The 22,055-nt window shown below is 54.2% G+C and carries 16 protein-coding genes; 14 read left to right on the top strand and 2 right to left on the bottom strand.

Annotation, left to right across the window (positions count from 1 at the left end):
- Positions 1 to 102: 102 nt before the first annotated feature.
- From NST37_RS22515 to NST37_RS22500, 4 genes are all read left to right on the top strand, one after another.
- On the top strand, positions 103 to 1,362 hold the full coding sequence (locus NST37_RS22515) for an argininosuccinate synthase (RefSeq protein ID WP_339185860.1): 1,260 nt from the start codon (positions 103 to 105) through the stop codon (positions 1,360 to 1,362).
- A complete protein-coding gene (gene argH / locus NST37_RS22510; RefSeq protein ID WP_172920878.1) occupies positions 1,359 to 2,804 on the top strand; it encodes an argininosuccinate lyase in 1,446 nt (481 codons plus the stop codon). The genes NST37_RS22515 and argH overlap by 4 nt, the downstream gene beginning before the upstream one ends.
- Before the next feature lie 243 nt (positions 2,805 to 3,047).
- Positions 3,048 to 3,617, top strand: coding sequence for an RNA polymerase sigma factor (locus NST37_RS22505; RefSeq protein ID WP_031932636.1), 570 nt, complete (start codon positions 3,048 to 3,050; stop codon positions 3,615 to 3,617).
- Complete coding sequence (locus NST37_RS22500) at positions 3,610 to 5,190, top strand: DUF4179 domain-containing protein (protein WP_327955797.1); 1,581 nt, start codon at positions 3,610 to 3,612, stop codon at positions 5,188 to 5,190. The genes NST37_RS22505 and NST37_RS22500 overlap by 8 nt, the downstream gene beginning before the upstream one ends.
- Before the next feature lie 105 nt (positions 5,191 to 5,295).
- Here NST37_RS22500 and NST37_RS22495 read toward each other — a convergent pair whose 3' ends face one another.
- A complete protein-coding gene (locus tag NST37_RS22495) occupies positions 5,296 to 6,453 on the bottom strand; it encodes an iron-containing alcohol dehydrogenase (RefSeq protein WP_003388268.1) in 1,158 nt (385 codons plus the stop codon).
- Between the two features lie 372 nt (positions 6,454 to 6,825).
- On the opposite strand from NST37_RS22495, the gene ftsE reads away from it, so the two are divergent.
- The 6 genes from ftsE to NST37_RS22465 all read left to right on the top strand — a co-directional run bounded on the left by ftsE (position 6,826) and on the right by NST37_RS22465 (position 14,559).
- The gene (ftsE, locus tag NST37_RS22490) at positions 6,826 to 7,512 is read left to right on the top strand and encodes a cell division ATP-binding protein FtsE (protein WP_003388266.1); all 687 of its coding nucleotides are present in this window, start codon (positions 6,826 to 6,828) and stop codon (positions 7,510 to 7,512) included.
- Complete coding sequence (ftsX, locus tag NST37_RS22485; RefSeq protein WP_003388264.1) at positions 7,502 to 8,398, top strand: permease-like cell division protein FtsX; 897 nt, start codon at positions 7,502 to 7,504, stop codon at positions 8,396 to 8,398. Before ftsE ends, ftsX begins: the two co-directional genes overlap by 11 nt.
- Positions 8,399 to 8,420: 22 nt before the next feature.
- Entirely contained in the window at positions 8,421 to 9,620 is a 1,200-nt protein-coding gene (locus tag NST37_RS22480) for a peptidoglycan DD-metalloendopeptidase family protein (RefSeq protein WP_003388263.1), read from the top strand.
- 99 nt (positions 9,621 to 9,719) lie between these two features.
- Complete coding sequence (locus NST37_RS22475) at positions 9,720 to 11,195, top strand: S41 family peptidase (RefSeq protein ID WP_003388262.1); 1,476 nt, start codon at positions 9,720 to 9,722, stop codon at positions 11,193 to 11,195.
- Positions 11,196 to 11,366: 171 nt separating this feature from the next.
- Positions 11,367 to 12,635, top strand: coding sequence for a PDZ domain-containing protein (locus tag NST37_RS22470; RefSeq protein WP_003388261.1), 1,269 nt, complete (start codon positions 11,367 to 11,369; stop codon positions 12,633 to 12,635).
- Positions 12,636 to 12,819: 184 nt separating this feature from the next.
- Positions 12,820 to 14,559: a hypothetical protein gene (locus tag NST37_RS22465; RefSeq protein WP_339185857.1), complete on the top strand. Its 1,740-nt coding sequence runs from the start codon at positions 12,820 to 12,822 to the stop codon at positions 14,557 to 14,559.
- Between the two features lie 129 nt (positions 14,560 to 14,688).
- Here NST37_RS22465 and NST37_RS22460 read toward each other — a convergent pair whose 3' ends face one another.
- On the bottom strand, positions 14,689 to 15,624 hold the full coding sequence (locus NST37_RS22460) for a flagellar hook capping FlgD N-terminal domain-containing protein (protein WP_024985326.1): 936 nt from the start codon (positions 15,622 to 15,624) through the stop codon (positions 14,689 to 14,691).
- 172 nt (positions 15,625 to 15,796) lie between these two features.
- Here NST37_RS22460 and uvrB point away from each other — a divergent pair, with 172 nt between their 5' ends.
- From uvrB to NST37_RS22440, 4 genes are all read left to right on the top strand, one after another.
- A complete protein-coding gene (gene uvrB / locus NST37_RS22455; protein WP_338463172.1) occupies positions 15,797 to 17,773 on the top strand; it encodes an excinuclease ABC subunit UvrB in 1,977 nt (658 codons plus the stop codon).
- Positions 17,774 to 17,787: 14 nt separating this feature from the next.
- Complete coding sequence (uvrA, locus tag NST37_RS22450; RefSeq protein WP_003388257.1) at positions 17,788 to 20,655, top strand: excinuclease ABC subunit UvrA; 2,868 nt, start codon at positions 17,788 to 17,790, stop codon at positions 20,653 to 20,655.
- A gap of 285 nt (positions 20,656 to 20,940) precedes the next feature.
- Positions 20,941 to 21,570, top strand: coding sequence for an HD domain-containing protein (locus tag NST37_RS22445; protein ID WP_031932632.1), 630 nt, complete (start codon positions 20,941 to 20,943; stop codon positions 21,568 to 21,570).
- A gap of 47 nt (positions 21,571 to 21,617) precedes the next feature.
- A complete protein-coding gene (locus tag NST37_RS22440) occupies positions 21,618 to 21,977 on the top strand; it encodes a phage holin family protein (RefSeq protein ID WP_003388254.1) in 360 nt (119 codons plus the stop codon).
- The last annotated feature ends 78 nt before the right edge of the window (positions 21,978 to 22,055 follow it).

The following is a 22,055-nucleotide window of genomic DNA, read 5'->3' as shown; positions in this document are numbered from 1 at the left end:
CATGAAAAAAAGAAGGAGGAAACAAAAAAGGCGTTGTATTTTTATAAGTTAGTATGTATAATTACTCATAAATAATTTTTCTACACGGGGAGAGAAAGAACGATGGAAAAAGATAAAATTGTTTTGGCCTATTCAGGCGGTTTAGATACATCTGTAGCGATCAAATGGCTGCAAGACACATACAATTACGACGTCATTGCGGTAGCGCTGGACGTAGGAGAAGGAAAGGACCTTGATTTTGTCCAGAAAAAAGCGCTGCAGGTCGGTGCACTGAAGTCGATCGTCGTCGACGCGAAAGAAGCTTTTGCCCAGGAATACGTGCTTCCGGCGCTGCAGGCAAACGCCATGTACGAAGGCAAATATCCGCTCGTGTCCGCTTTGTCCCGCTACCTGATCTCTCGCGTTCTGGTAGAGATTGCTGAAAAAGAAGGCGCTGTCGCTGTCGCGCACGGCTGCACAGGCAAAGGAAACGACCAGGTTCGCTTTGACGTTTCCTTTACGGCTCTGAATCCGAATCTCAAAATCGTAGCGCCTGTCCGTGAGTGGGGCTGGACGCGTGACGAAGAGATTGAATATGCGAAAAAGAACAACATCCCGATCCCGATCGATCTGGACAATCCATACAGCATCGACCAAAACCTGTGGGGCAGAAGCTGCGAGTGCGGCGTTCTGGAAGACCCTTGGGCGGCACCACCGGAAGGCGCCTACGATCTGACCAAATCCATCGCCGATGCGCCTGATCAGCCGGAGGAAATCGAGATCACCTTTGTCAAAGGGGTACCGACTGCGCTGAACGGCGAAGAGCTGCCACTCTCCGAGCTGATTCTGAAGCTGAACAAAATCGCCGGAAACCACGGCGTCGGCCGCATCGACCATGTGGAAAACCGTCTGGTCGGCATCAAGTCCCGGGAAGTGTATGAGACTCCTGCCGCGACGACATTGATCCTGGCGCACCGTGAGCTGGAGTTCCTGACCCAGCCGCGTGAGGTGGCCCAGTTCAAGCCGATCATCGAGCAAAAAGTAGCGCAGGTCATCTACGAAGGACTCTGGTATTCGCCGATCCGCAACGCCCTGCAAGCCTTCATCGAAGAAACGCAAAAATACGTTACCGGCGTGGTGCGCGTGAAGCTGCACAAGGGGCATGCCATCGTCGTCGGCCGAAAATCGGATTCGACCCTCTACAGTCACGAGCTGGCTACGTATGCGGCGGGTGACCAATTCGATCACAAAGCGGCGATCGGCTTTATCAAGCTGTGGGGCCTGCCGACCAAGGTATACGCTCAGGTGAACGAGGGCGTGCTGCATGAAAATATGAAAACGCCGATCAAGATTTTGGACGAAAAGGATGCGATTGTGCAATGAAACTGTGGGGAGGACGCTTCACGAAGCCGACGAATCAGCTTGTAGAAGAATATACAGCTTCCATCTCTTTCGACCAGCAGATGTGGCGGCAAGATATCGTCGGCAGCCTGGCTCACGTGGCGATGCTGGGCAAGTGCGGCATCCTGCCGATGGATGAGGTCAGGCAGATTATTGCCGGCCTGAAGAAGGTAAAGGAAAAAATCGAACGGGGCCAGGTGCAATTTCTCGTGGCCCACGAAGATGTGCATATGAACATAGAAAAGATGCTGATCGAAGAGATCGGTCCGGTCGGCGGCAAGCTGCACACGGGACGGAGCCGCAATGATCAGGTAGCTCTCGATATGCACTTGTATTTGCGGGAAAAGCTGATGGAGATCATCCAGCTTTCCATGTATCTGCAAGAGGCGCTGTTGGAGCAGGCGAGCAGCCACCTGGATACGGTGATGCCGGGCTACACACATCTGCAGCGGGCCCAGCCGGTCCTCTTCGGCTACCATATGATGGCGTATGTGTCCATGCTGCAGCGCGACATCGAGCGGATGCGCGACTGCTGGAAACGGGTAAACGTGCTGCCGCTCGGGGCGGGTGCGCTGGCTGGCACCACATTCCCGATCGACCGCGCTTTCGTCGCCGAGCTGCTGCAGTTTGACGGCATTTACCTGAACAGCATGGACGCCGTGAGCGATCGCGACTTCATCGTGGAGTTCCTGGCAAGCGCCTCCCTTTTGATGGCGCATCTCTCCCGCTTGTGCGAGGAGCTGGTGATCTGGAGCAGCCAGGAATTTTCCTTTGTGGAGCTGGACGATGCATTCTGCACCGGCTCCAGCATCATGCCGCAGAAGAAGAACCCGGATGTGGCGGAGCTGGTCCGCGGAAAGACGGGGCGGGTGTACGGCAACCTGTTTGGTCTTTTGACCGTGCTGAAAGGACTGCCGCTCGCGTACAACAAAGACATGCAGGAAGACAAGGAAGGCATGTTCGATACGGTTGCGACTTTGCATGGTGCGCTGGCTCTGCTCACGCCGATGATCCAGACGATGCAGGTCAAGACGGACCGGATGCGCCAGGCCGTGACGCAGGACTTTTCCAACGCCACGGACCTCGCCGACTATTTGGTTCGCAAGGAAATGCCGTTCCGCCAGGCGCATGAAGTGGTGGGACGCGCCGTGCTCTACTGCATCGAGCAGCAGAAATACTTGTTGGACCTGTCGCTCGACGAGTTTCGGATGTTCTCCGCTGACATTGACAGCGACGTGTATGAAGCACTGGCAGTGGAGACTGTCGTCAATGCCCGCAATGTTCTCGGGGGAACAGCGCGTGGCCAGGTGGAAGCGCAAATCTCCGCATACCGCGAGCTGCTCAAGGAGACACACGCTTGGGTCGACAAGAACAGCCAAAAGGTTATGATCGAATCATTGATTGATGTAGGGTCGCCGGCGTAAGTCCGGATGAACAACCTCCAAGTCCGCTATTACAGTGGCACTTGGAGGTTTTTTGTCGTTTCCGTCAAGGCTTCCAACAGTTTTTCCGGATTGTCCGAGCTGACTACGGCCTGCTCTTGCAGCTTCCTATAAAATAGCAGGGAAGGATGCGTTATACAAATTGAAAAAAACACAAATTTTTTTTGAACCAAATTTGGTTGAGCGGTGAATATAGAGCAAAAGAACCTGCGAGGAGGACAAGTTGTGAAGGAAGCGGAGTTATCCGTCAAGTACCGAAAAGGCGATAGTGCCGGCTTCGAAGAGCTGGTACGGCCTCACTTGGCGATGGCATATCGTACAGCCTTGCTGATCATCCACGATCGGCAGCTGGCTCAGGATGCTGTACAGGAGGCCTTGTTTGAGCTGTATCAGTCTCTGGATCGCTTTGATCCCGACAGAGGCGTGTCGTTTCGGACCTGGTTTGCCAAAATCGTCACGCATCGGGCACTCAACGCCGTTCGCAGACACAAACCTGTCAGCGAATATCAGGAATGGGCCGATGAGTCGACCAATCCTCTGAATAGCGTGATCGAAAGAGAGGAGCAGCAGCAGATTTGGAAGGCCATTTGCGAGATGAAGGTAAAACACCGCACCGTCGTGATTTTGTACTACTACGGAGATTTCAGCGTTGCGGAGATTGCCGAGATGCTTGGCGTATTTGAGGGAACCGTGAAATCCCGGCTGCACCACGCCCGGAAGCTGATTGCCGCCAAACTGCAAGGGCGAGATGACGCACCCCATTTGTCAAAGATAGGAGTGAGTGCAAATGAGTAAGCACGATCAGGAGATTGCTGCCGTATTGCATCGCGTGGCTGAGCAGGAGAAGATTCCGGATTTTGTGATGCCGACAGCAGCGATCCGCCCCAGACCGCGCCAAAGCAAGCGGCATTGGTATCGCTGGGCCTCCATGTCAATCGCCACAGCGGGGGCGGTCTTGTTTGCAGCGGGAGTCGGCACGTATGTGTCACCGGATTTTTCCGCCCAGGTAAAGTCATTGATCGGACAGGGAGTTTCGAACAAGACGCATCCGGAGGGAGCTGCACAAGCGGCGCAAGAGAAGGTTCGAGCATTGTTTGGACAGGGAAGCCTGGACAAGGGTATCGAGAGGGCAACGATTGAGGGGCATGCCCGATCGGCCAATGCCTCTGTTACCGACCAAGGCATTACGATTGAAGTCCAGGCGATTATAGCTGATCCTACCCGGGTGTTCGTATCCTACCAAATCAAAAAGACGGACGGGACTCTGATCGATCCACAGGAGATTTGGAAGAACCTTGAGAAAGTCATCGCACTGACGGACGAGAAAAATCAGCGGCTGACCAGCGGAGTCGGTGGAGGAGGGGACAGGGAGAGACATCTCGGTTACCTCAGTTTTACCTTGGAGGATTTGGATAAGCGGCCGGTTCCTGATCAGATGAAGCTGCTCATCGATGTGCGGAAAATCGGAACAATAAAAGGCCACTGGAAGCTGGAGGTGCCGTTTTCCATGAAGGAAGCGATCGCCGCCACCCGCATTATTCCCGTCGATGGCCGGTACACAACGCCGCAAGGGCTGCAAATCTCGCTTCACACGGTAACAGAAGCTCCCTCGTCTACAGTGCTGGGGATTGAAACCAAATGGGATGAAGGAGCGAAAAAGAGGCTTTCACAATATGCCCGGGAGATGACGGGAAAAACGCAAAACCCGGATTACGCTCCTTATGTCCCGTATCAGCAGTATCGCCTGGAGTATCGGATACTGGACAAAAACGGCAATGACGTAACTGCCTATAAAAATGAAGGCCAGGGTCTCGAGCAGGGAATGCTGACGGAGGGACGGGGTTCCGGCGACCGATACGGACACTTTACGTGGAATACTGCCTACGTGCCATTTGGAGAAAGCGGTCCGTTTACGTTTGTGTTGGACGCCGTACATGTGACAGAACCGGCAGACCTGACGTTTTCATTCCAGCCGGAGAAGCTGGCGGCTGAGCCGAAGAGCGTCGAGTACAAGGGAAGTCTGTTTACGGTGAAAAGCTTGAAAGCGGAAGACCCTCGGGTCCGCGAAAACAGTACGGTTCTTACGGTGGAAGCAGCTCTCCGGGACATTTCCTCCATTGAGTATGTCTGGTGGGTAATTACGGATGAGAGCGGGAAGTCCTATCCGATTAACGGCGCTTCCTACGACAGCATCGGGAAAGATGCCCAAGGCAGAGAAATTATGAGGTTCGGTCTGGATGTGGGAGAGATGGAGCAAATCCCGAAACAGCTGACGATTTCCTTATCGGCCGTGACCAAAAGGTATGCGGATGTCGACTGGAGCGTCGAATTGCCGGTCAAGCAAACGAGCAAGACACCGGAGAAATGAGCCTTTTCTGACATGGGGGCATACGTCTTCCCGCAGCCCAAAAAAGCAAAAAAGGGATAGAAGCCCGTGTAATGGCTCCTATCCCCTTTTTTTGTTCCTGAATGCTTAGAGGCACATCCGCAAAATCTCGGCCACATCTTCGCTAGCCAGCTTTTTAAAGCGTCCAATCGGCCCGAACGGCGTTGCCTTCTCGGCCATCAGTTGAAGCTTTTCATCACCGATCTGATAGTCAGCCAGCCTGGTAGGCGCACCGATGCGGGCGAAGAATGCCTCTGTCGCCTCAATCCCGGCGAGGGCAATTTCGTCATCCGTTTTGCCTGCCGGATCGACGCCCCATACCTCTGTCGCGTAGCGCTTGAAGCGCTCCACATTTTCGCGGTAGACATAACGCATCCATTTCGGGAAAATAATCGCCAGACCGCCGCCATGCGGAATGTCGTAGACGGCGCTGACCGCGTGCTCGATGGAGTGGGTAGCCCAGTCGGTTTCCACTCCGACCGGCAGTGTGCCGTTTAATGCCATCGTTCCGCAGTAGAGGATGTTGGCGCGGGCGTCGTAATCTTCCGGATTGGCCAGCACGCGCTCGGCATTTTCGATGACTGTCTTCAGGATGGCTTCCGCAAAGCGCGTTTGCAGCGGGATTTCCGGGGTGTGGCTGAAATACTGTTCAAATACGTGGGACATGATGTCGCACATGCCGTAGATCGTCTGGTCCCGTGGTACGGAGAAGGTATTCTCCGGATCGAGGATCGAGAAGGTCGGGAACGTGGTAGTGCCGCCAAACTTCTCTTGCGTCTCCCAGTTCGTCACCACGCTGCCGCGGTTCATTTCGGAGCCCGTTGCGGCGAGTGTCAGAACGGTGCCGAGCGGGAGCGCTTTTTGCGGTGTAGCCTTGCGGGTGTAGAAATCCCAGACGTCCCCTTGGTACGGTACGCCGACAGCGATTGCTTTGGATGCGTCGATCACGCTTCCGCCGCCGACAGCCAAAATCCAATTGACACCCTGCTCTCGGCAAATGCCGATGCCTTTTTTTACAGTCGACAGGCGAGGGTTCGGCTCTACGCCTGCTAGCTCATGAACCTGGCAGCCTGCCTCCTGAAGCAGGGAGATAATTTTGTCGTACAGACCGGTGCGCTTGATGCTGCCGCCTCCGTAAACGAGCAGGACGGAAGCTCCGAGCTTGGCGGCCTTATCCTTCAAATGAGACAATTGTCCCTTTCCGAAAATCAATTCGGTCGGGTTATGGTAAATAAAATTATTCAACGCAAAAAGCCTCCTTTACGAGTCGTACTCTTTTATTGTAGCCAAGGGAAATCAAACAAACCAGGTGACGATGGGCAGCAAAGTGCAGGGAAAAACCGCAAATCCAGCCGAAGGAAACCGATCAAAAACAAAAAGAGATATCGATTCGACAAGAAATGAGAGATTTAGTGGATACCATCCTCGAAACACGGTGGTATAATAGAACGGATGGCTATATGCGCTGTCGTATTTTACCATCTCGCGGCAGCATAAGACGGATGGATGCAAGCTTTGTCGGATAAGGACGGTTATTCATTTATTTGCGTGTGTACATAAAAACGAGGATCTAGAGAGCATAGACATATGGATCTGACAATGTAGGATGTGATTTGCTTGATCGAGATGTTTGACGTCTGGAAAACCTATCCCAATGGCACGAATGCCTTGAAAGGGATCAATATTCGCATCGAAAAGGGCGAATTCGTGTATGTAGTAGGACCGAGCGGTGCGGGAAAATCGACCTTCATCAAGCTGATGTACCGCGAGGAAAAGCCGACGAAGGGGCAGATTTTTCTCGGGGGATTCAATGTTAGCCGGATCAAGGAGCGCCAAATTCCGATGGTGCGGCGCAGTATCGGCGTCGTATTCCAGGATTTCAAGCTGCTCCCGACCTTGAGCGTTTTCGAAAACGTGGCCTTCGCCATGGAAGTCATCGAAGCTTCGCCGAAACAGATCAAGCCGCGCGTCATGGATGTACTGGGGCTTGTCAAGCTGAAGCACAAGGCAAAAATGCTGCCGAGCGAGCTGTCCGGCGGCGAACAGCAGCGTGTCGCGTTGGCCCGGGCGCTGGTAAACAACCCGGGGATCATCATCGCGGACGAACCGACGGGCAACCTGGACCCGGAAACCTCGTGGGAGATCATGAAGCTGTTTGAAGAGATCAACCAGCGGGGAACGACGGTCGTCATGGCTACGCATAACCGGGAGATTGTAAACACCATGAGAAAGCGGGTAGTTGCCATCGAGGCGGGACAAATTGCCCGCGACGAGCAGAGAGGGGAATACGGTTATGAAGATTAGAACGCTGGGACGCCACGCCCGTGAAGGGGTTAAAAACCTCGTCAGAAACGGCTGGATGACCTTCGCTTCCATCAGCGCCGTGACCATTACCCTGCTGATTTTGGGCGTGTTTCTGATTTTGGCGATGAACGTCAACTTCTTCGCCCAAAACGTCGAAAAGCAAGTCGAGATTCGCGTATTTATCGACACCCTTGCGACAAAAGACAACATCGCCTCGCTGGAACAAAATATTAAGTCGATTCCCAAAGTGGCGTCCGTTCAGTTTATTCCGAAAGACGAGGGACTGAAGCAACTGAGGGAGAGCATGGGCGAAAAGGCGTACCTGTTCGAGGGAATGGACAAGGAGAATCCTTTGCCTGACGCCTTTGTCGTCAAGACCAAGCTGCCGCAGGAAACGGCCGCTGTCGCGAGCGAGCTCAAGAAGCTGGAGTTCGTCAGCAGCATCAACTACGGCGAAGGAACGGTGGAAAAGCTGTTTGCCGCCACCGGGGCCGTCCGCAACGTGGGGATCGGCTTCATCATCGGCCTGGGCTTCACCGCGATGTTCCTGATCGCCAATACGATCAAGCTGACGATTGTAGCTCGTCGCAGGGAGATCGAGATCATGAAGCTGGTCGGTGCGACCAACTGGTTTATCCGTTGGCCGTTCTTTGTCGAAGGACTTCTGATGGGCATCATGGGCGCCCTGATTCCGATCGTCATTCTGATTATCAGCTATCACTATCTGGTAGACGCGATCAATGGAAGCCTGATCGCATCGCAAATGTTCCAACTGCTGCCGCTGTTCCCGCTCGTCTATCAAGTGGCATTGGCGCTGCTGGCCATCGGGGCCTTCATCGGCATTTGGGGCAGTCTGGTGTCCGTACGCCGCTTTTTGCGGGTGTAATCACTTACTAGGGAGGAGAACTATGAGGAAGAAGATACTGCTATCCATACTGGTGACAGGCCTTCTGGCTGTCTCCGCCGCACCTTCAACCGTCAGTTGGGCAGCAAGCAAGTCATCCCTAGACAAAATCAATCAGGAATTGAAAGCTATTCAACAAAAAACGAGAGCACAGAAAAAGAAGGTAGAGGCGACCAAGCAACAAATCGCTTCGGTCCAGAAGCAGACAAAAGACCTGGAAACCGAGCTGATGGCGATTGACCTTCGCCGCAACGAAACCCAGAAAAAGCTGGACAAGCTCGAAAACGAGATGGAAGTGACCAAGGTAAAGGCAGCAGAAGCACAGGACCAGCTCGACGAGGCCATCGACCGGGTCGCCAAGCGGGATGCCCTGCTGAAGACGCGTGTCAAGGTTATGTATGAGCGCGGCAACGTCTCTTATCTGGACGTATTGCTGGGCGCGTCCGATTTTGGCGATTTTCTGACCCGCATGCAGGGATTGAAGCTGATTTTGGAGCAGGATACCAAAATTCTCGAAGACAACAAGCGGGACAAAGACACGATTGAAAAGAAGAAAAAAGAGATCGACCACCAGCTCACCGTGTACGCAGGAATGTACGAAGAGGCGGAAGATTTGAAAGCCGAATTGGACAAGCAGTACAAGCGGAGCGTTGTCGTGAAGGCCGAACTGCAAAAGCAAGAAGAGCAGCTGAATGAGAGCCTGGAAGAATACGGCCAGCAATTATTGGCCCTTGTAAAACAGGAAGAGGCAAAGTACGCTGAAAGAGTACGTGCGCTCAGCTCCAGCAGCAACGGCTACAAGGGCGGGCAGCTTGGACTGCCGATCGACGATGGGCTGTTCCGCTGGTCCTCCGGCTTCGGAGTGCGCAGAGACCCGTTTACCGGCCGCTCTGCTGGGCATAATGGAGTAGATATGGCAGCCCCGAAAGGAACTCCGATCAAGGCAGCTGCTCCGGGCATTGTCGTCTTCGCCGGCTACTACGGAGGCTTCGGCAACGCGGTGATGATCAAGCACAGTCCCGAGATTACCACGCTTTACGGGCACATCCGTGAGGGCGGCATCAAGGTGTCGGTGGGACAAAAAGTAGATAAAGGCCAGAAAATTGCCGAGGTCGGATCGACCGGCCGTTCTACAGGCAACCATTTGCATTTCACCGTGTACAAAAACGAAGTGGCTGTCGATCCGATGCCGTACCTTCGCTAGCGCGTTCCGGAGACGTTCAGGCAAATATTGCCTGACAGATTTGCATACACTAGCTGCATACCTTTTCCACCGGGGAGCACAAAGGATGGTGTCGTGACGATGAAATGGAATGGACGTTCCGTGTTTGCCCTCGTGATCGTCACCATGGTCGCGAGCAGCTTTTTGACCATGGGTTTGATGAAGACGTCCGCCGGTTCGAGTAACGCTACGGCTGTTACCGCAGCGGCAGGCTCTCTGTTCACCGGGAGCCAGGAATACCCGAAAGAATTCAAAAAGCTGCTTGATGCGTTTTCGGCCATCAAGCAGGAGTACATTCAGGATGTGACGACGGATCAATTGGTTGAAGGGGCTATCGGCGGCATGGTCGGTTCCCTGAAAGATCCGTACAGCGATTACATGGACCCGACATCGGCGGAAGAATTCAACTCTACGCTGCATTCGACGTTCCAGGGAATCGGTACGGAGGTGACGATGCAGAACGGACGTGTGACCGTGGTATCGCCCTTTAAGGGCTCCCCGGCCGAACGTGCGGGCTTGCGTCCCAACGACCAGATTCTCAGCGTAAACGGCGAGTCGCTCGAAGGGCTTGATCTCCATCAGGCCGTTACCAAAATCCGCGGTCCGAAAGGTACGAAAGCGGTCCTGAAGATCGCCCGTCCGGGAGTAGCAGAGCCGCTCACGGTCGTCTGCGTCCGCGACGATATTCCGATTGAGACAGTGACGAGTCAAATCATGGAGAAGAACGGAGTCAAGGTGGGAGTCATCAGCCTGACGCAATTCTCCTCCGACACATCCAAGCATTTTACGGATCAGTTGACTGATCTGGAGAAAAAGGGAATCGGCGGTTTGATCATTGACGTCCGCGGAAATCCTGGCGGCTATTTGCTGGCTGTGAAGGAAATCGGCGAAACGTTGATACCAAACAAGGGCAAGATCGTCGAAATTGAATACGGTTCTGCCAACAAACAGCGCGAAGAGTATTTTTCCAAGACAGACGCTGCCAAGCCGTACCCGATCGCGGTCCTGATCAACGGCGGCAGCGCGAGCGCGTCGGAGATTCTTGCCGGAGCGATGAGCGAAAGCGGAGGCTACAAGCTCGTCGGGGAGAAATCCTTTGGCAAAGGAACCGTCCAAAGTACGATGGAAATGGCCGACAAGAGCCAGTTGAAGCTGACCATCGCCAAGTGGCTGACGCCAAAAGGCAATTGGATTCACGAAAAAGGCATCGAACCTGACGTGAAAGTAGAGCAGCCTGCGTACTTCAACGCGACTCAATTGCCGACAGACAAAGTGCTTTCTAGGGACATGGCGGGCAGCGATGTCAAGAACCTGCAGTTGATCCTGACCGGGCTGAAGCTCTCTCCGGGCCGTGACGACGGTTACTTTGACGAGAAGACGGAGCAGGCCGTGAAGAAATTCCAGACTGCCCACAAGCTGCCGGCGACCGGAAAGGTTGATCAGGCGACGCGGACAGCGATGGAAGACAGTCTGCGTGAAGAAATACGCAAACCGGAAAATGACCTTCAACTGCAAAAGGCGCTCGAAGTAGTTGCTCAGCAGAACAAGGCAAAATAATCCAGGCGGAAAAGGCAGGGAATCTCCTGCCTTCCGTAGAAATGGTTACCACGGCTATGAATGGCCGTGGTTTCTTTTTTGACTGAAGCTGACAAGAAGAGTGCTGCGATGACGTTGCCAATAGCTTGGCACCGTCACGTTTTCGAAAGCTGTTTATGCGAGGTGAGGCATATGGCGTTGCAAGGTGATGTTCTATCGGTGCTGGCCGGGTTTGGCGGTTTTCTTTTTAACCCTGTTTTTTACGTGTTTCTGCTGTTTATTTATTTGCACTACCGGCGCCAGATGCTGCTGGAAAGACAACTGTTTGCCGTTCGCATTCAATTCCCCCTCCAGCAGACGATTCGCTCTCTCGGCATGGGCATCGTGGGAGGATTGCTGATTTCTCTTTTGGCGGCCGTACTTGGGGTTGCCGTACAAATACAGGATCTCTGGCTGCTGTGGGGCTTTGCGGCAGTTTTGGCCCTAATCCGGCTGCGCTTTCTCTGTTTTGCCTATGGTGCAGGGCTGTTGACGCTTTTTCACGCAGTTGCCAAGGTCTTTCCAGACGTCTCTTCCGTACCCGGGATCGGGCTGCTCTGGGGCATGCTCGTCCAGGCTAAGCCGGTGCCGCTTTTGGCGCTCGTAGCCATCATGCACTTGATTGAGGCCTTTCTGGTCCGTTGGAACAGGGGGCGGGATGCGTCGCCGTTATTCGTGGAGGGACAGCGTGGACGGATTGTCGGGGCTTATCTGCTGCACTCGTTTTGGGTGACGCCGCTTGCGCTGTTCGTGCCTGTAGAGGCGGGAAGCTTTAGCGGATCGCTGTATCCGGGCTGGCCGTTTTTTGCCCCCGGCGCTGCATCCTTTGCGTTGCTGCTGCTCCCTTCGGTCACCGGTTTTTCTGCTTTGACGCAGACGGAGACGCCAGCTCAGCGGGCGGGGCAAATATCCAGGCAATTGGCGCTGTATGCGGTTGTGCTGCTCGGATTGACTGCGCTGGCAGCATTGTGGATGCCGCTGATCCTTCTGGCTGCAGTGTTTGCACTCATCGGCCACGAAGGTCTATTCTGGCTGAGCCAGTGGCAGGAGCGGCAAAAGGCTCCATATTTTATCCAATCCACGCGGGGAATCAAGGTAATGGCAGTTCTTCCGGGGACTCCCGCAGAGGAGATCGGGATCAGGCCGGGAGAAATTATCGTCAAGGTAAATGGCGTATCCGTGCGAAACAAAGAGGATTTGTACCCTGCCTTGCAAGTCAATCCCGCCTTCTGCAAGATGGAAGTGCTCACCCTGGATGGCGAGGTCAAATTCGTCCAGTGCGCCGTATACGCCGGCAACCACCATCAGTTGGGGATTATCGTGGTGCCGGATGCAAATACGAGAGTGTTTGTCGATATGCAGCAAGCAAGCGTTGTTCAACTAGTGAAGCAGAAGCTGGAAAAGATCAATCTCGGAGCGTAAAGGCAGCTTCCAAGGGAAGGCTTATTATCCAACAAAAAAAGCGCGGGAAAAGGCTCTGCGCTTTTTCTATTGGGAGAAAGCAAAAGTGAGCAGACTTCCCGGTTTTTTTATACACTCGCTTTGTAACAAGACAGCCCCTTCACGCGTCTTTTTAGAATAGTGGATAAAGGGGGATACAATCTGCATGAACCGATATAGAAAACATGCGCTGCGCTTATGCGCCGGAACTGTCATAACAGCCAGTCTGCTTTCATTCCCGTTCGCCTCTCCAGGCCAAGCGTCAGCAGCAAAAGCGGCGGCAGCGGTCACTCCTGTACCGGTAGCGATATCCAAGGGGATTCAAAATGTAACCCGGCTGATTCCTGAGCTGCGAAACGGCTCAGTCGTTTACGATGGTCCGGTTGATGGTCCCGGTGTCAGCGGCGATCGAGTCTCGTTTATCATGGCAGGAAATAAAGATGGGGAGCCGCAAGATCAGGCGATATTTGACAGTCAATCAGGAAATCTGCTGGTGCTGGAGCTGAAGCCGTCGGGTGCTTCAACCCACCAAACAGGGCTGCTGACCGAGGAGGTCGTCAGGTCGAGGGCTGCCGCCTTTCTGTATGGCCTTCATCCTTTTGGAAAATCATACGAAGCACGAGACGTCACCCGTCAGGACGGAACTCGCCAAGGCGGAATTCGCCAAGACGAAATGGATCAAGACGGTACGTTTACGGTTCGGTTTGTCCGCAAGCATAACCAAGTAGCGCTGAATGATGCGTACGACTGTTTGGTCACGGTCGATGCGACAGGGCGGATCATTGGCTTTCGCACGCTCAACGGTGCCCTTTATGAACCGATCGATCACAAGGAAATGCCGTCGCCGCAGCGCGTGCTGTCAATGACCACGGCTCACCAGCGCTTTGCAGAAAGCAAGCCGCTGGAGCTGATGTACATGCTGCCGGACCAAGCTGCGCCAGTGTCAGAAGCAGAAGCTCGCCAACCTCAGGCTAGGCTGGTTTATGCCATCAAGGGAGGAATCGTGGAAGGCCCGCATACCGGCAGTGCCATCGATGCCTTTACGGGAAAACGAATGCAGGCCCCTCAGAAAAAGCCGCAAATGGTCTCCTTAGCAGGAAAAGGCAGCTACGCCGCTTTGAAGACTGAGGCGGAGGTAAAAGCATTCGCCAAGGAAATCGCCCGCGCAGACGTAGATAAATGGCCGTTGTCGGTTATTTCAAAGAACATGGAAAACGGAGAACAGCACCGTATCTATATCTGGGGGATGTTTGCCAAAGATGTCGCTGATCAGGAGAAGCCGTACCACCTGGGGAATTTTCCGGACGATGCAAAGGGAGAGAACAGATATCATCTGCTCGTAGAGGTTGAGGCCAAGACGGGCAAGCTGATCAGCATGAAACAAAACGATGGGACGTCTCCCCGGAAAAAAACAGACAAGAGCAGAGATCTCAAATCAGCTCTCTCCTTGATCGAAAAGCTGCTGCCAGCAGGAACTCGGCAGTTCCGGGTTGTTGATGCGGGGAACGAAGAACGGAGCATTTGGCTGGCAGATCCGGTGGTTGGGGGACTGCCTGTGGCAAAAAGCGGGCAAACCGCAGAAGAAGGAGCATACGTCGTTGAGGTCAATCCTTTGGACGGCTCCATCCGCGAGCTGAGAACAGAACCTTACGATCAGGTGAAATTTCCCGAGCGGACCCAAGCCATCTCCGAACAGGCAGCTTTAAATGCCCTGCTGCAAGCATATCCGCTGGAGCTTGTGTATGTGAAGCAGCAGTCAAAGCGGGAGGACAAACCGGAGTGGAAGCTGGTGTATGATCTGTCGTTCCGACAATCGCGTGCCCACTGCTTCTGTGGACCGGACCTCCGGGTGGATACGACCGTATACGTTGACGCTTTGACCGGAAAAGTAATCGTGGATGAATAAAAGCAGGGTGCACAAAAGGAAAAGCCGTTCGGAAATGGAATCCGAACGGCTTTTGGCTTGTTGCTTGCAACGGTTCGCTGATGCGTTTGCTAGCATCCACAGTTTGCTTGCATCCACACAATAATCTGTTTACGCATATGCCTGCGCTTCGTACCCGATGATTTGGTTCAGCTTTACCTTCTTGTCGTCGTCGAGAACGAATTCGATCAGGCCATTTTTCATGCTGACCGCTTTGATCACACCTGTGAGCTCGCTGGTCGATGCCGTTCCGTCTGGTTGGGTGGACGAGTCCGTATAGGTGATTGTATAGCCGATCATCTGGGCATATTGGAGGGTATTGTCCATTCGCGCATTGTCCGGCTTGACCGACATGCCCTTGATGTTTTCCAGCTTGATCGAGGTTCCGTTGTCCAGCTGGAATTGCACGGCATTGTCCTTCATCGTGAATCCGACAATGACTCCGTTTTTGACTTCATCGACGGAAGTGACGTCGTCCGTGGTGTCAGGGTTTCCATCCTTGTCCACCTGCTTCGACTCCGTATAGGACACTTCTTTTCCGATCATCTCGGCGTACTTCAGGCTGTTGTCCAGACTGTTTCCGGACAAGCCTTTCGATTCCAGACCCTCGATCCATTCGCGGGGGACTGGCGTTTGTTCGCCCTGGATGCGGAAGTAGATTTTTCCTTGATCGAGGTATACGGCGTCGATGACTCCCGATTTTTTCTCATGGGTCACTTCGCCCGTCATTTCGTCCTTTTTCTGCATGTCGTAGCTGGCTGTTCTGCCGACCAGCGCTTCGTATTCCCGCAGGGTCAGCATGCTGTTGTTGGACTGCTCCATCAGGCTGGCCATCTTGGTCAGCTTCTCAACCATGGTCATCATGCTCGTTTGCTGCAGGAATTGCGAATTGTCCATCGGAGAGAGCGGGTCCTGCTGTTTCAACTGCTCCAGCATCAGCTTCATAAAGGCATTCTGGTCCAGCTCGGTGGAAAACTCCTTTTTGCCTTTATAGCTCAAATGGGGCTGTATGTGAGTGCTGTTATTGACGGTGTTTGTATCTGACATGGCTGTCCTCCCTGTCTCTGACGGGTACTTCAGTACGTTCACATTCTTCTTTACAATGTATCGGTAAAATCTGCTTGAGAGTAAAGACAAACATTTGTTCGAATTTGCGGCTTATTTTTTGAATGATTGTGTTATAATGGAAATGAGATGTGACAAGGAGATGAACGAGGGAATGGACCGTTTTGAATTGGTATCGGAGTTTCAGCCGTCCGGAGACCAGCCGACAGCCATTGCCGGACTGGTGGAGGGTGTGCTCGCCGGAAAGCGGCACCAGACATTGCTGGGCGCGACCGGTACGGGAAAGACCTTTACGATTGCTCAGGTAATTGCCCAGGTAAACAAGCCGACGCTGGTAATGGCCCACAACAAGACGTTGGCTGCCCAGCTTTGTGCCGAGTTCAAGGAGTTTTTCCCGAACAACGCGGTGGAATACTTCGTCAGCTACTACGATTACTATCAACCGGAAGCGTACATTCCCCAATCGGATACGTATATCGAAAAAGATTCCAGCATCAACGACGAGATCGACAAGTTGCGCCACTCCGCGACCAGCGCGTTGTTTGAGCGGCGTGACGTGATTATCGTGGCGTCGGTGTCGTGCATTTACGGCTTGGGTTCGCCCGAGGAATACAGAGAGCTGCTGCTGTCGCTTCGGGTCGGGATGGAAAAAAGCCGCGACGAAATCCTTCATCGCCTGGTGGACATCCAGTACGACCGCAACGATATCAACTTCGTTCGCGGGACGTTCCGCGTACGGGGAGACGTCGTGGAAATCTTCCCGGCTTCGCAAAGCGAGCAGGCGATCCGCGTCGAGTTTTTCGGCGATGAAATCGAACGGATCACAGAGATTGATGTCCTGACCGGGGAAATCCTCGGGCAGCGCGATCATGTAGCGATTTTCCCAGCTTCCCACTACGTAACGCGCGAAGAAAAAATGAAGCGCGCCGTCCAAAGCATCGAGATGGAGCTGGAGGCGAGGCTCGCGGAGTTTCGCGCGGCAGGCAAGCTGCTGGAAGCGCAGCGTCTGGAGCAGCGCACCCGCTACGACATCGAGATGATGATGGAGATGGGCTTCTGCTCCGGGATTGAAAACTACTCCCGCCATCTGACCGGCTTGCCGGAAGGACACGCGCCGTATACACTGATCGATTATTTTCCCGACGACTTTCTCGTCGTTATGGACGAGTCGCATATGACCCTGCCCCAGGTACGTGCCATGTACAACGGTGACCGGGCACGCAAGGATGTTCTCGTAGAGCACGGCTTCCGTCTGCCGTCAGCGAGAGACAACAGACCGCTGAAATTCGAGGAATTCGAAGCGAAGCTGAAGCAGGCGATCTACATTTCCGCGACCCCGGGTCCCTACGAGCTTGAGCACTGTCCGGAAGTCGTCCAACAGGTTATTCGCCCGACGGGTCTGGTGGACCCGACTGTGACCGTCCGCCCGATCAAGGGGCAAATCGACGATCTGATCGGCGAGATTCAGGCCACCATCGCCAAGGACGAACGGGTTTTGGTGACGACCTTGACGAAAAAGATGGCGGAAGATCTGACCGATTACCTGAAGGATATCGGCATCAAGGTTCGCTATTTGCACTCCGACATCAAGACGATCGAGCGGATGCAAATTTTGCGTTCCTTGCGTCTGGGGGAATTTGACGTGCTGATCGGGATCAACCTGCTGCGGGAGGGGCTCGACTTGCCGGAAGTTTCGCTCGTCGCCATCCTCGACGCGGACAAAGAGGGCTTCCTGCGCAACGAGCGCTCCCTGATCCAGACGATCGGACGCGCTGCCCGGAACGCCGAGGGACGCGTCATCATGTACGCCGACCGAATAACCGATTCGATGAAGGCGGCGATCAGCGAGACGGAACGGCGCCGCAAAATCCAGACAGAATACAACGAAAAGAACGGAATTACCCCGCAAACGGTCAAGAAGGCTGTCCGCGAAGTCATCGAAGCGACCAAGGTAGCGGAAGAGAAGGCAGATTACCTGCCGCATGCCGACTTTAAAAAGATGCCGAAGAAGGATCGCATCCAGGTGATTGAGCGAATGGAAGAAGAAATGAAGGAAGCGGCGCGCAACCTCATGTTTGAGCGAGCAGCCGAATTGCGTGATTTGATTCTTGAGCTGAAGTCAGAGCTCTAAGGAGAGGGAATTGCATGCCATTGGAACATATTGTGGTGAAAGGTGCCCGTGCCCACAACCTGAAAAACGTCGATGTCGTCATTCCTCGCGACAAGTTTGTCGTGCTGACGGGGTTGTCGGGATCAGGGAAGTCATCGCTTGCATTTGATACGATTTACGCCGAAGGACAGCGGCGGTATGTGGAGTCGCTGTCCGCCTATGCCCGTCAATTTCTCGGGCAGATGGACAAGCCGGACGTCGACTCCATCGAAGGCTTGTCCCCTGCCATTTCGATCGACCAGAAGACGACGAGCCGCAACCCGCGATCTACAGTAGGGACTGTTACCGAGATTTACGATTACCTGCGCCTTTTGTACGCGCGCATCGGGAGAGCGATCTGTCCCGAACACGGCATCGAGATTCAGTCCCAGACGGTTGAGCAGATGGTCGACCGCGTGATGGAGTACCCTGAGCGTACCCGGCTGCAAATCTTGGCCCCGATGGTTCAGGGACGCAAAGGAGAGCACGTCAAGCTCCTGGAGGACATCCGCAAGCAGGGCTTTGTCCGCGTGCGGGTAGATGGCGAGATTCGCGATTTGTCCGAGGAGATCAAGCTGGAGAAAAACAAAAAGCACAGCATTGAGGTCGTCGTGGACCGGATTGTCGTCAAGCCGGACGTTCAGGCGCGGCTGGCCGATTCGCTGGAGACCGCGCTTCGTCTGGCCGATGGAAAGGTGATCGTCGATGTCATGGAGCAGGAAGAGCTGTTGTTCAGTGAAAAGCACTCCTGCCCGATCTGCGGATTTTCCATCGGCGAGCTGGAGCCGCGCATGTTTTCGTTCAACAGCCCATTCGGCGCCTGCCCGGAGTGCGATGGTCTGGGCGTCAAACTGGAAGTGGACCCGGACATGGTTGTACCCGACGTCACCAAGTCGCTTGCCGACGGTGCCATCGGAGCCTGGGAGCCGAAGTCCTCGACGTACTATCAGCAGCTTCTGGAGTCCGCTTGCCGTCATTTTGACATTCGGATGGACATTCCGTACGAGGAGCTTCCAGAGGAGCACAAGCAAATCCTGATGTACGGCAGCCAGGGAGAAAAAATCCAGTTCCGCTACGAAAACGAGTTTGGCCAGGTCAGAGAGGCGACCGTTCCTTTCGAGGGAGTCGTGATCAATTTGCAGCGCCGCCATCTGGAGACCAGCTCCGACTATATTCGCGAACAAATCGAAGGCTTCATGAGCCAGAAGCATTGTCCTGTCTGCAAAGGACATCGCCTTCGTCAGGAAAGTCTGGCCGTCCGGGTGGGCGGTCGCAGCATTTCCGAACTGACCGATTTGTCCATCACCGACGCGTACGAGTTTATCGACACACTGGATCTGACTGAGAAGGAAATGAAGATCGCCAACCTGATCGTCAAGGAAATCAAGGCGCGCCTCAACTTCCTGATCGACGTCGGACTGGACTACCTGACGCTGAGCCGTGCGGCGGGAACCCTTTCCGGAGGGGAGGCGCAGCGCATCCGGCTTGCTACCCAGATCGGTTCCAGTCTGATGGGCGTTCTCTATATCCTGGACGAGCCGAGCATCGGTCTCCATCAGCGCGACAACGCCCGCCTGATCAAGACGCTGGAGCATATGACCAAGCTGGGCAATACGCTGATCGTCGTAGAGCACGACGAGGATACGATGATGGCTTGCGACTACATCATCGACATTGGACCAGGTGCCGGTATTCACGGCGGCAAAGTCATCGCTGCAGGTACACCGCAGGAAGTGATGGAGAACCCCGATTCTTTGACGGGCGCTTACTTGAGCGGACGCAAGTTCATTCCGGTTCCGATGGAGCGCCGCAAGCCAAACGGCAAATGGCTAACCATCGAGGGAGCAAAGGAAAACAACCTGAAAAACGTCACCGTGAAAATTCCGCTCGGCCTGTTTGTCGCTGTCACAGGCGTTTCCGGTTCTGGAAAGAGCACGTTGATCAACGAGATTTTGCACAAGGCGCTGGCACGCGAGCTCAACCGGGCCAAGGCAAAGCCGGGCGAGCACCGTCGGATCACGGGTCTGGAGCACCTCGACAAGGTGATCGATATCGACCAGTCGCCGATCGGACGCACGCCGCGATCCAACCCTGCCACGTATACCGGCGTGTTTGACGATATCCGCGACCTGTTTGCCTCGACCAACGAAGCGAAGGTCCGCGGCTACAAAAAGGGCCGCTTCAGCTTCAACGTAAAGGGCGGCCGCTGCGAAGCGTGCAGCGGTGACGGGATCATCAAGATTGAAATGCATTTCCTGCCCGACGTCTACGTACCCTGCGAGGTTTGCCACGGCAAGCGCTACAATCGGGAGACGCTGGAAGTGAAGTACAAAGGGAAAAGCATTGCCGACGTCCTGGAAATGACGATTGAGGATTCGCTGGAGTACTTCCGCAACCTGCCGAGGATCGAGCGGAAGCTGCAAACCTTGCTCGACGTGGGGCTGGGCTACATGAAGCTGGGACAGCCGGCCACTACGCTCTCGGGCGGGGAAGCGCAGCGCGTCAAGCTGGCGTCGGAGCTTTACCGCCGCAGCTCCGGCCGTACCCTTTATATCCTGGATGAACCGACGACCGGGCTGCACACTGACGATATTGACCGCTTGCTGAAAGTGCTTCAGCGGTTGGTGGAAAACGGGGATACGGTGCTGGTAATCGAGCACAACCTGGACGTTATCAAGACAGTGGATCACATCATCGATTTGGGACCTGAAGGCGGTACCCGCGGCGGACAAATCGTAGGGACGGGAACGCCTGAGGAGTTGGCGGAGGTACAGGGCTCTTACACGGGCCAGTTCCTGAAGCCTATCCTGGAACGCGACCGCGCTCGTACAGTCGCAAGATGGGAGGAGCTCGTCTCCAAGTAAGCGCAACTGACATGAGCGGGAGTGCTTGTGAGTATAATGGACTATAGGTGCGTCATCCAAATTTGCACAAAGATATCAACAAAATGTGTTTATATTTCCAAGCAGGCACATACAGGCGAAAACGAAATAAGAACGCTCTTCAAGAGATGCACGATACAGCCCGGAGTAATCGCTCCGGGTTTTCTTTCCGATGAAGTAAAGAGGATTCCATTCAAATGATCGATTGTTTTGTCACTGGTCAAAACACTCAACCAGTTGATGGATGTAAAGGGAGAGTGCAAAGAGATGGAGCTCGTGAAAGAAGCGCTGGCTTCCTTGCCAGAGGGCCTGGTAAAAAAAGCGGAGCGATTTTTCGACGGCCAGGACCCGGCCCATGATTGGCAGCATAACTTGCGCGTCATCGGGCTTTGTGAGCGGATCGGACGCGAGGAAGGCGCAGATATGCAAATTCTTCGGCTGGCTGCCTTGCTCCACGACATTGGACGTGCGGAAGAGAGGCGGACGGGAGAGTGCCATGCGGAAATCAGCGCACGCCTCGTGCCGGAGCTGCTGACTGAGTACGGTTATTCCGAAGAACAAGCAGCGCTTGTCCAGCAGGTGATTCTTGCACACCGTTTTCGCAAGGAGCGGCCTCCGACTTCGCTAGAGGACAAGATCTTATTCGATGCCGACAAACTGGACTCAATCGGCGCGATCGGGATTGCCCGTGCCTTCGCCTACTCGGGAGTAATCGGACAGCCGATTGTCTCCGATGACCCTTCCGTGCACACTCCAGCCAGGGAGTACGAGTGGAAGCTCAGCCGCATACAAGAACGACTGATGACGAGCACGGCTCGTCGTATAGCAGAAGAGCGACACACCTTTATGGAGCTTTTTTTTGCACAATGGAAGAAAGAACTGCATGGGATGCTTTAGGGACAAATTTGCCAGCTTCTGAATCAAGAGGGAAGGAGGGGAGACGGATGATTCGGTGGATAGTCAAGCTTTTGTTAAACGGTGCAGCCCTGCTGCTGATTAGCCAGTGGTTTGAGGCGATTACCCTCTCCAGTTTTGGTGTAGCGGTGTGGGCAGCTTTCATTTTGGGATTGGTCAACACGTTTATCAGGCCGATCCTGGTTTTCTTTTCCTTGCCGCTCCACTTTTTGACGCTGGGGCTGTTTTGGTTTGTGATAAATACGCTCACCTTTGCGCTGACGGCCTATTTGATCGATGGCTTTGAGGTGGGGAACTGGCCGGGATCATTCTGGACGGTTCTGATGGCAGCGGTGCTGATGAGCTTGTTTGGATGGATCATTGAAGGTGTCCTCAGCAAAAAGAAGTAGGCAGCGTTGAAAGAGAGGACACGACGGCTTATCGCCAGTTGACTGGAAAAACCGGAAGACTGGCTGAACGATATCAGG

The sequence above is a fragment of the Brevibacillus sp. FSL K6-6036 genome (assembly GCF_037964015.1).
Taxonomy (GTDB): Bacteria; Bacillota; Bacilli; order Brevibacillales; family Brevibacillaceae; genus Brevibacillus; species Brevibacillus borstelensis.
The sequence above is the reverse complement of the archived record's forward strand: the minus strand, read 5'-3'. Positions and strand labels throughout refer to the sequence as shown.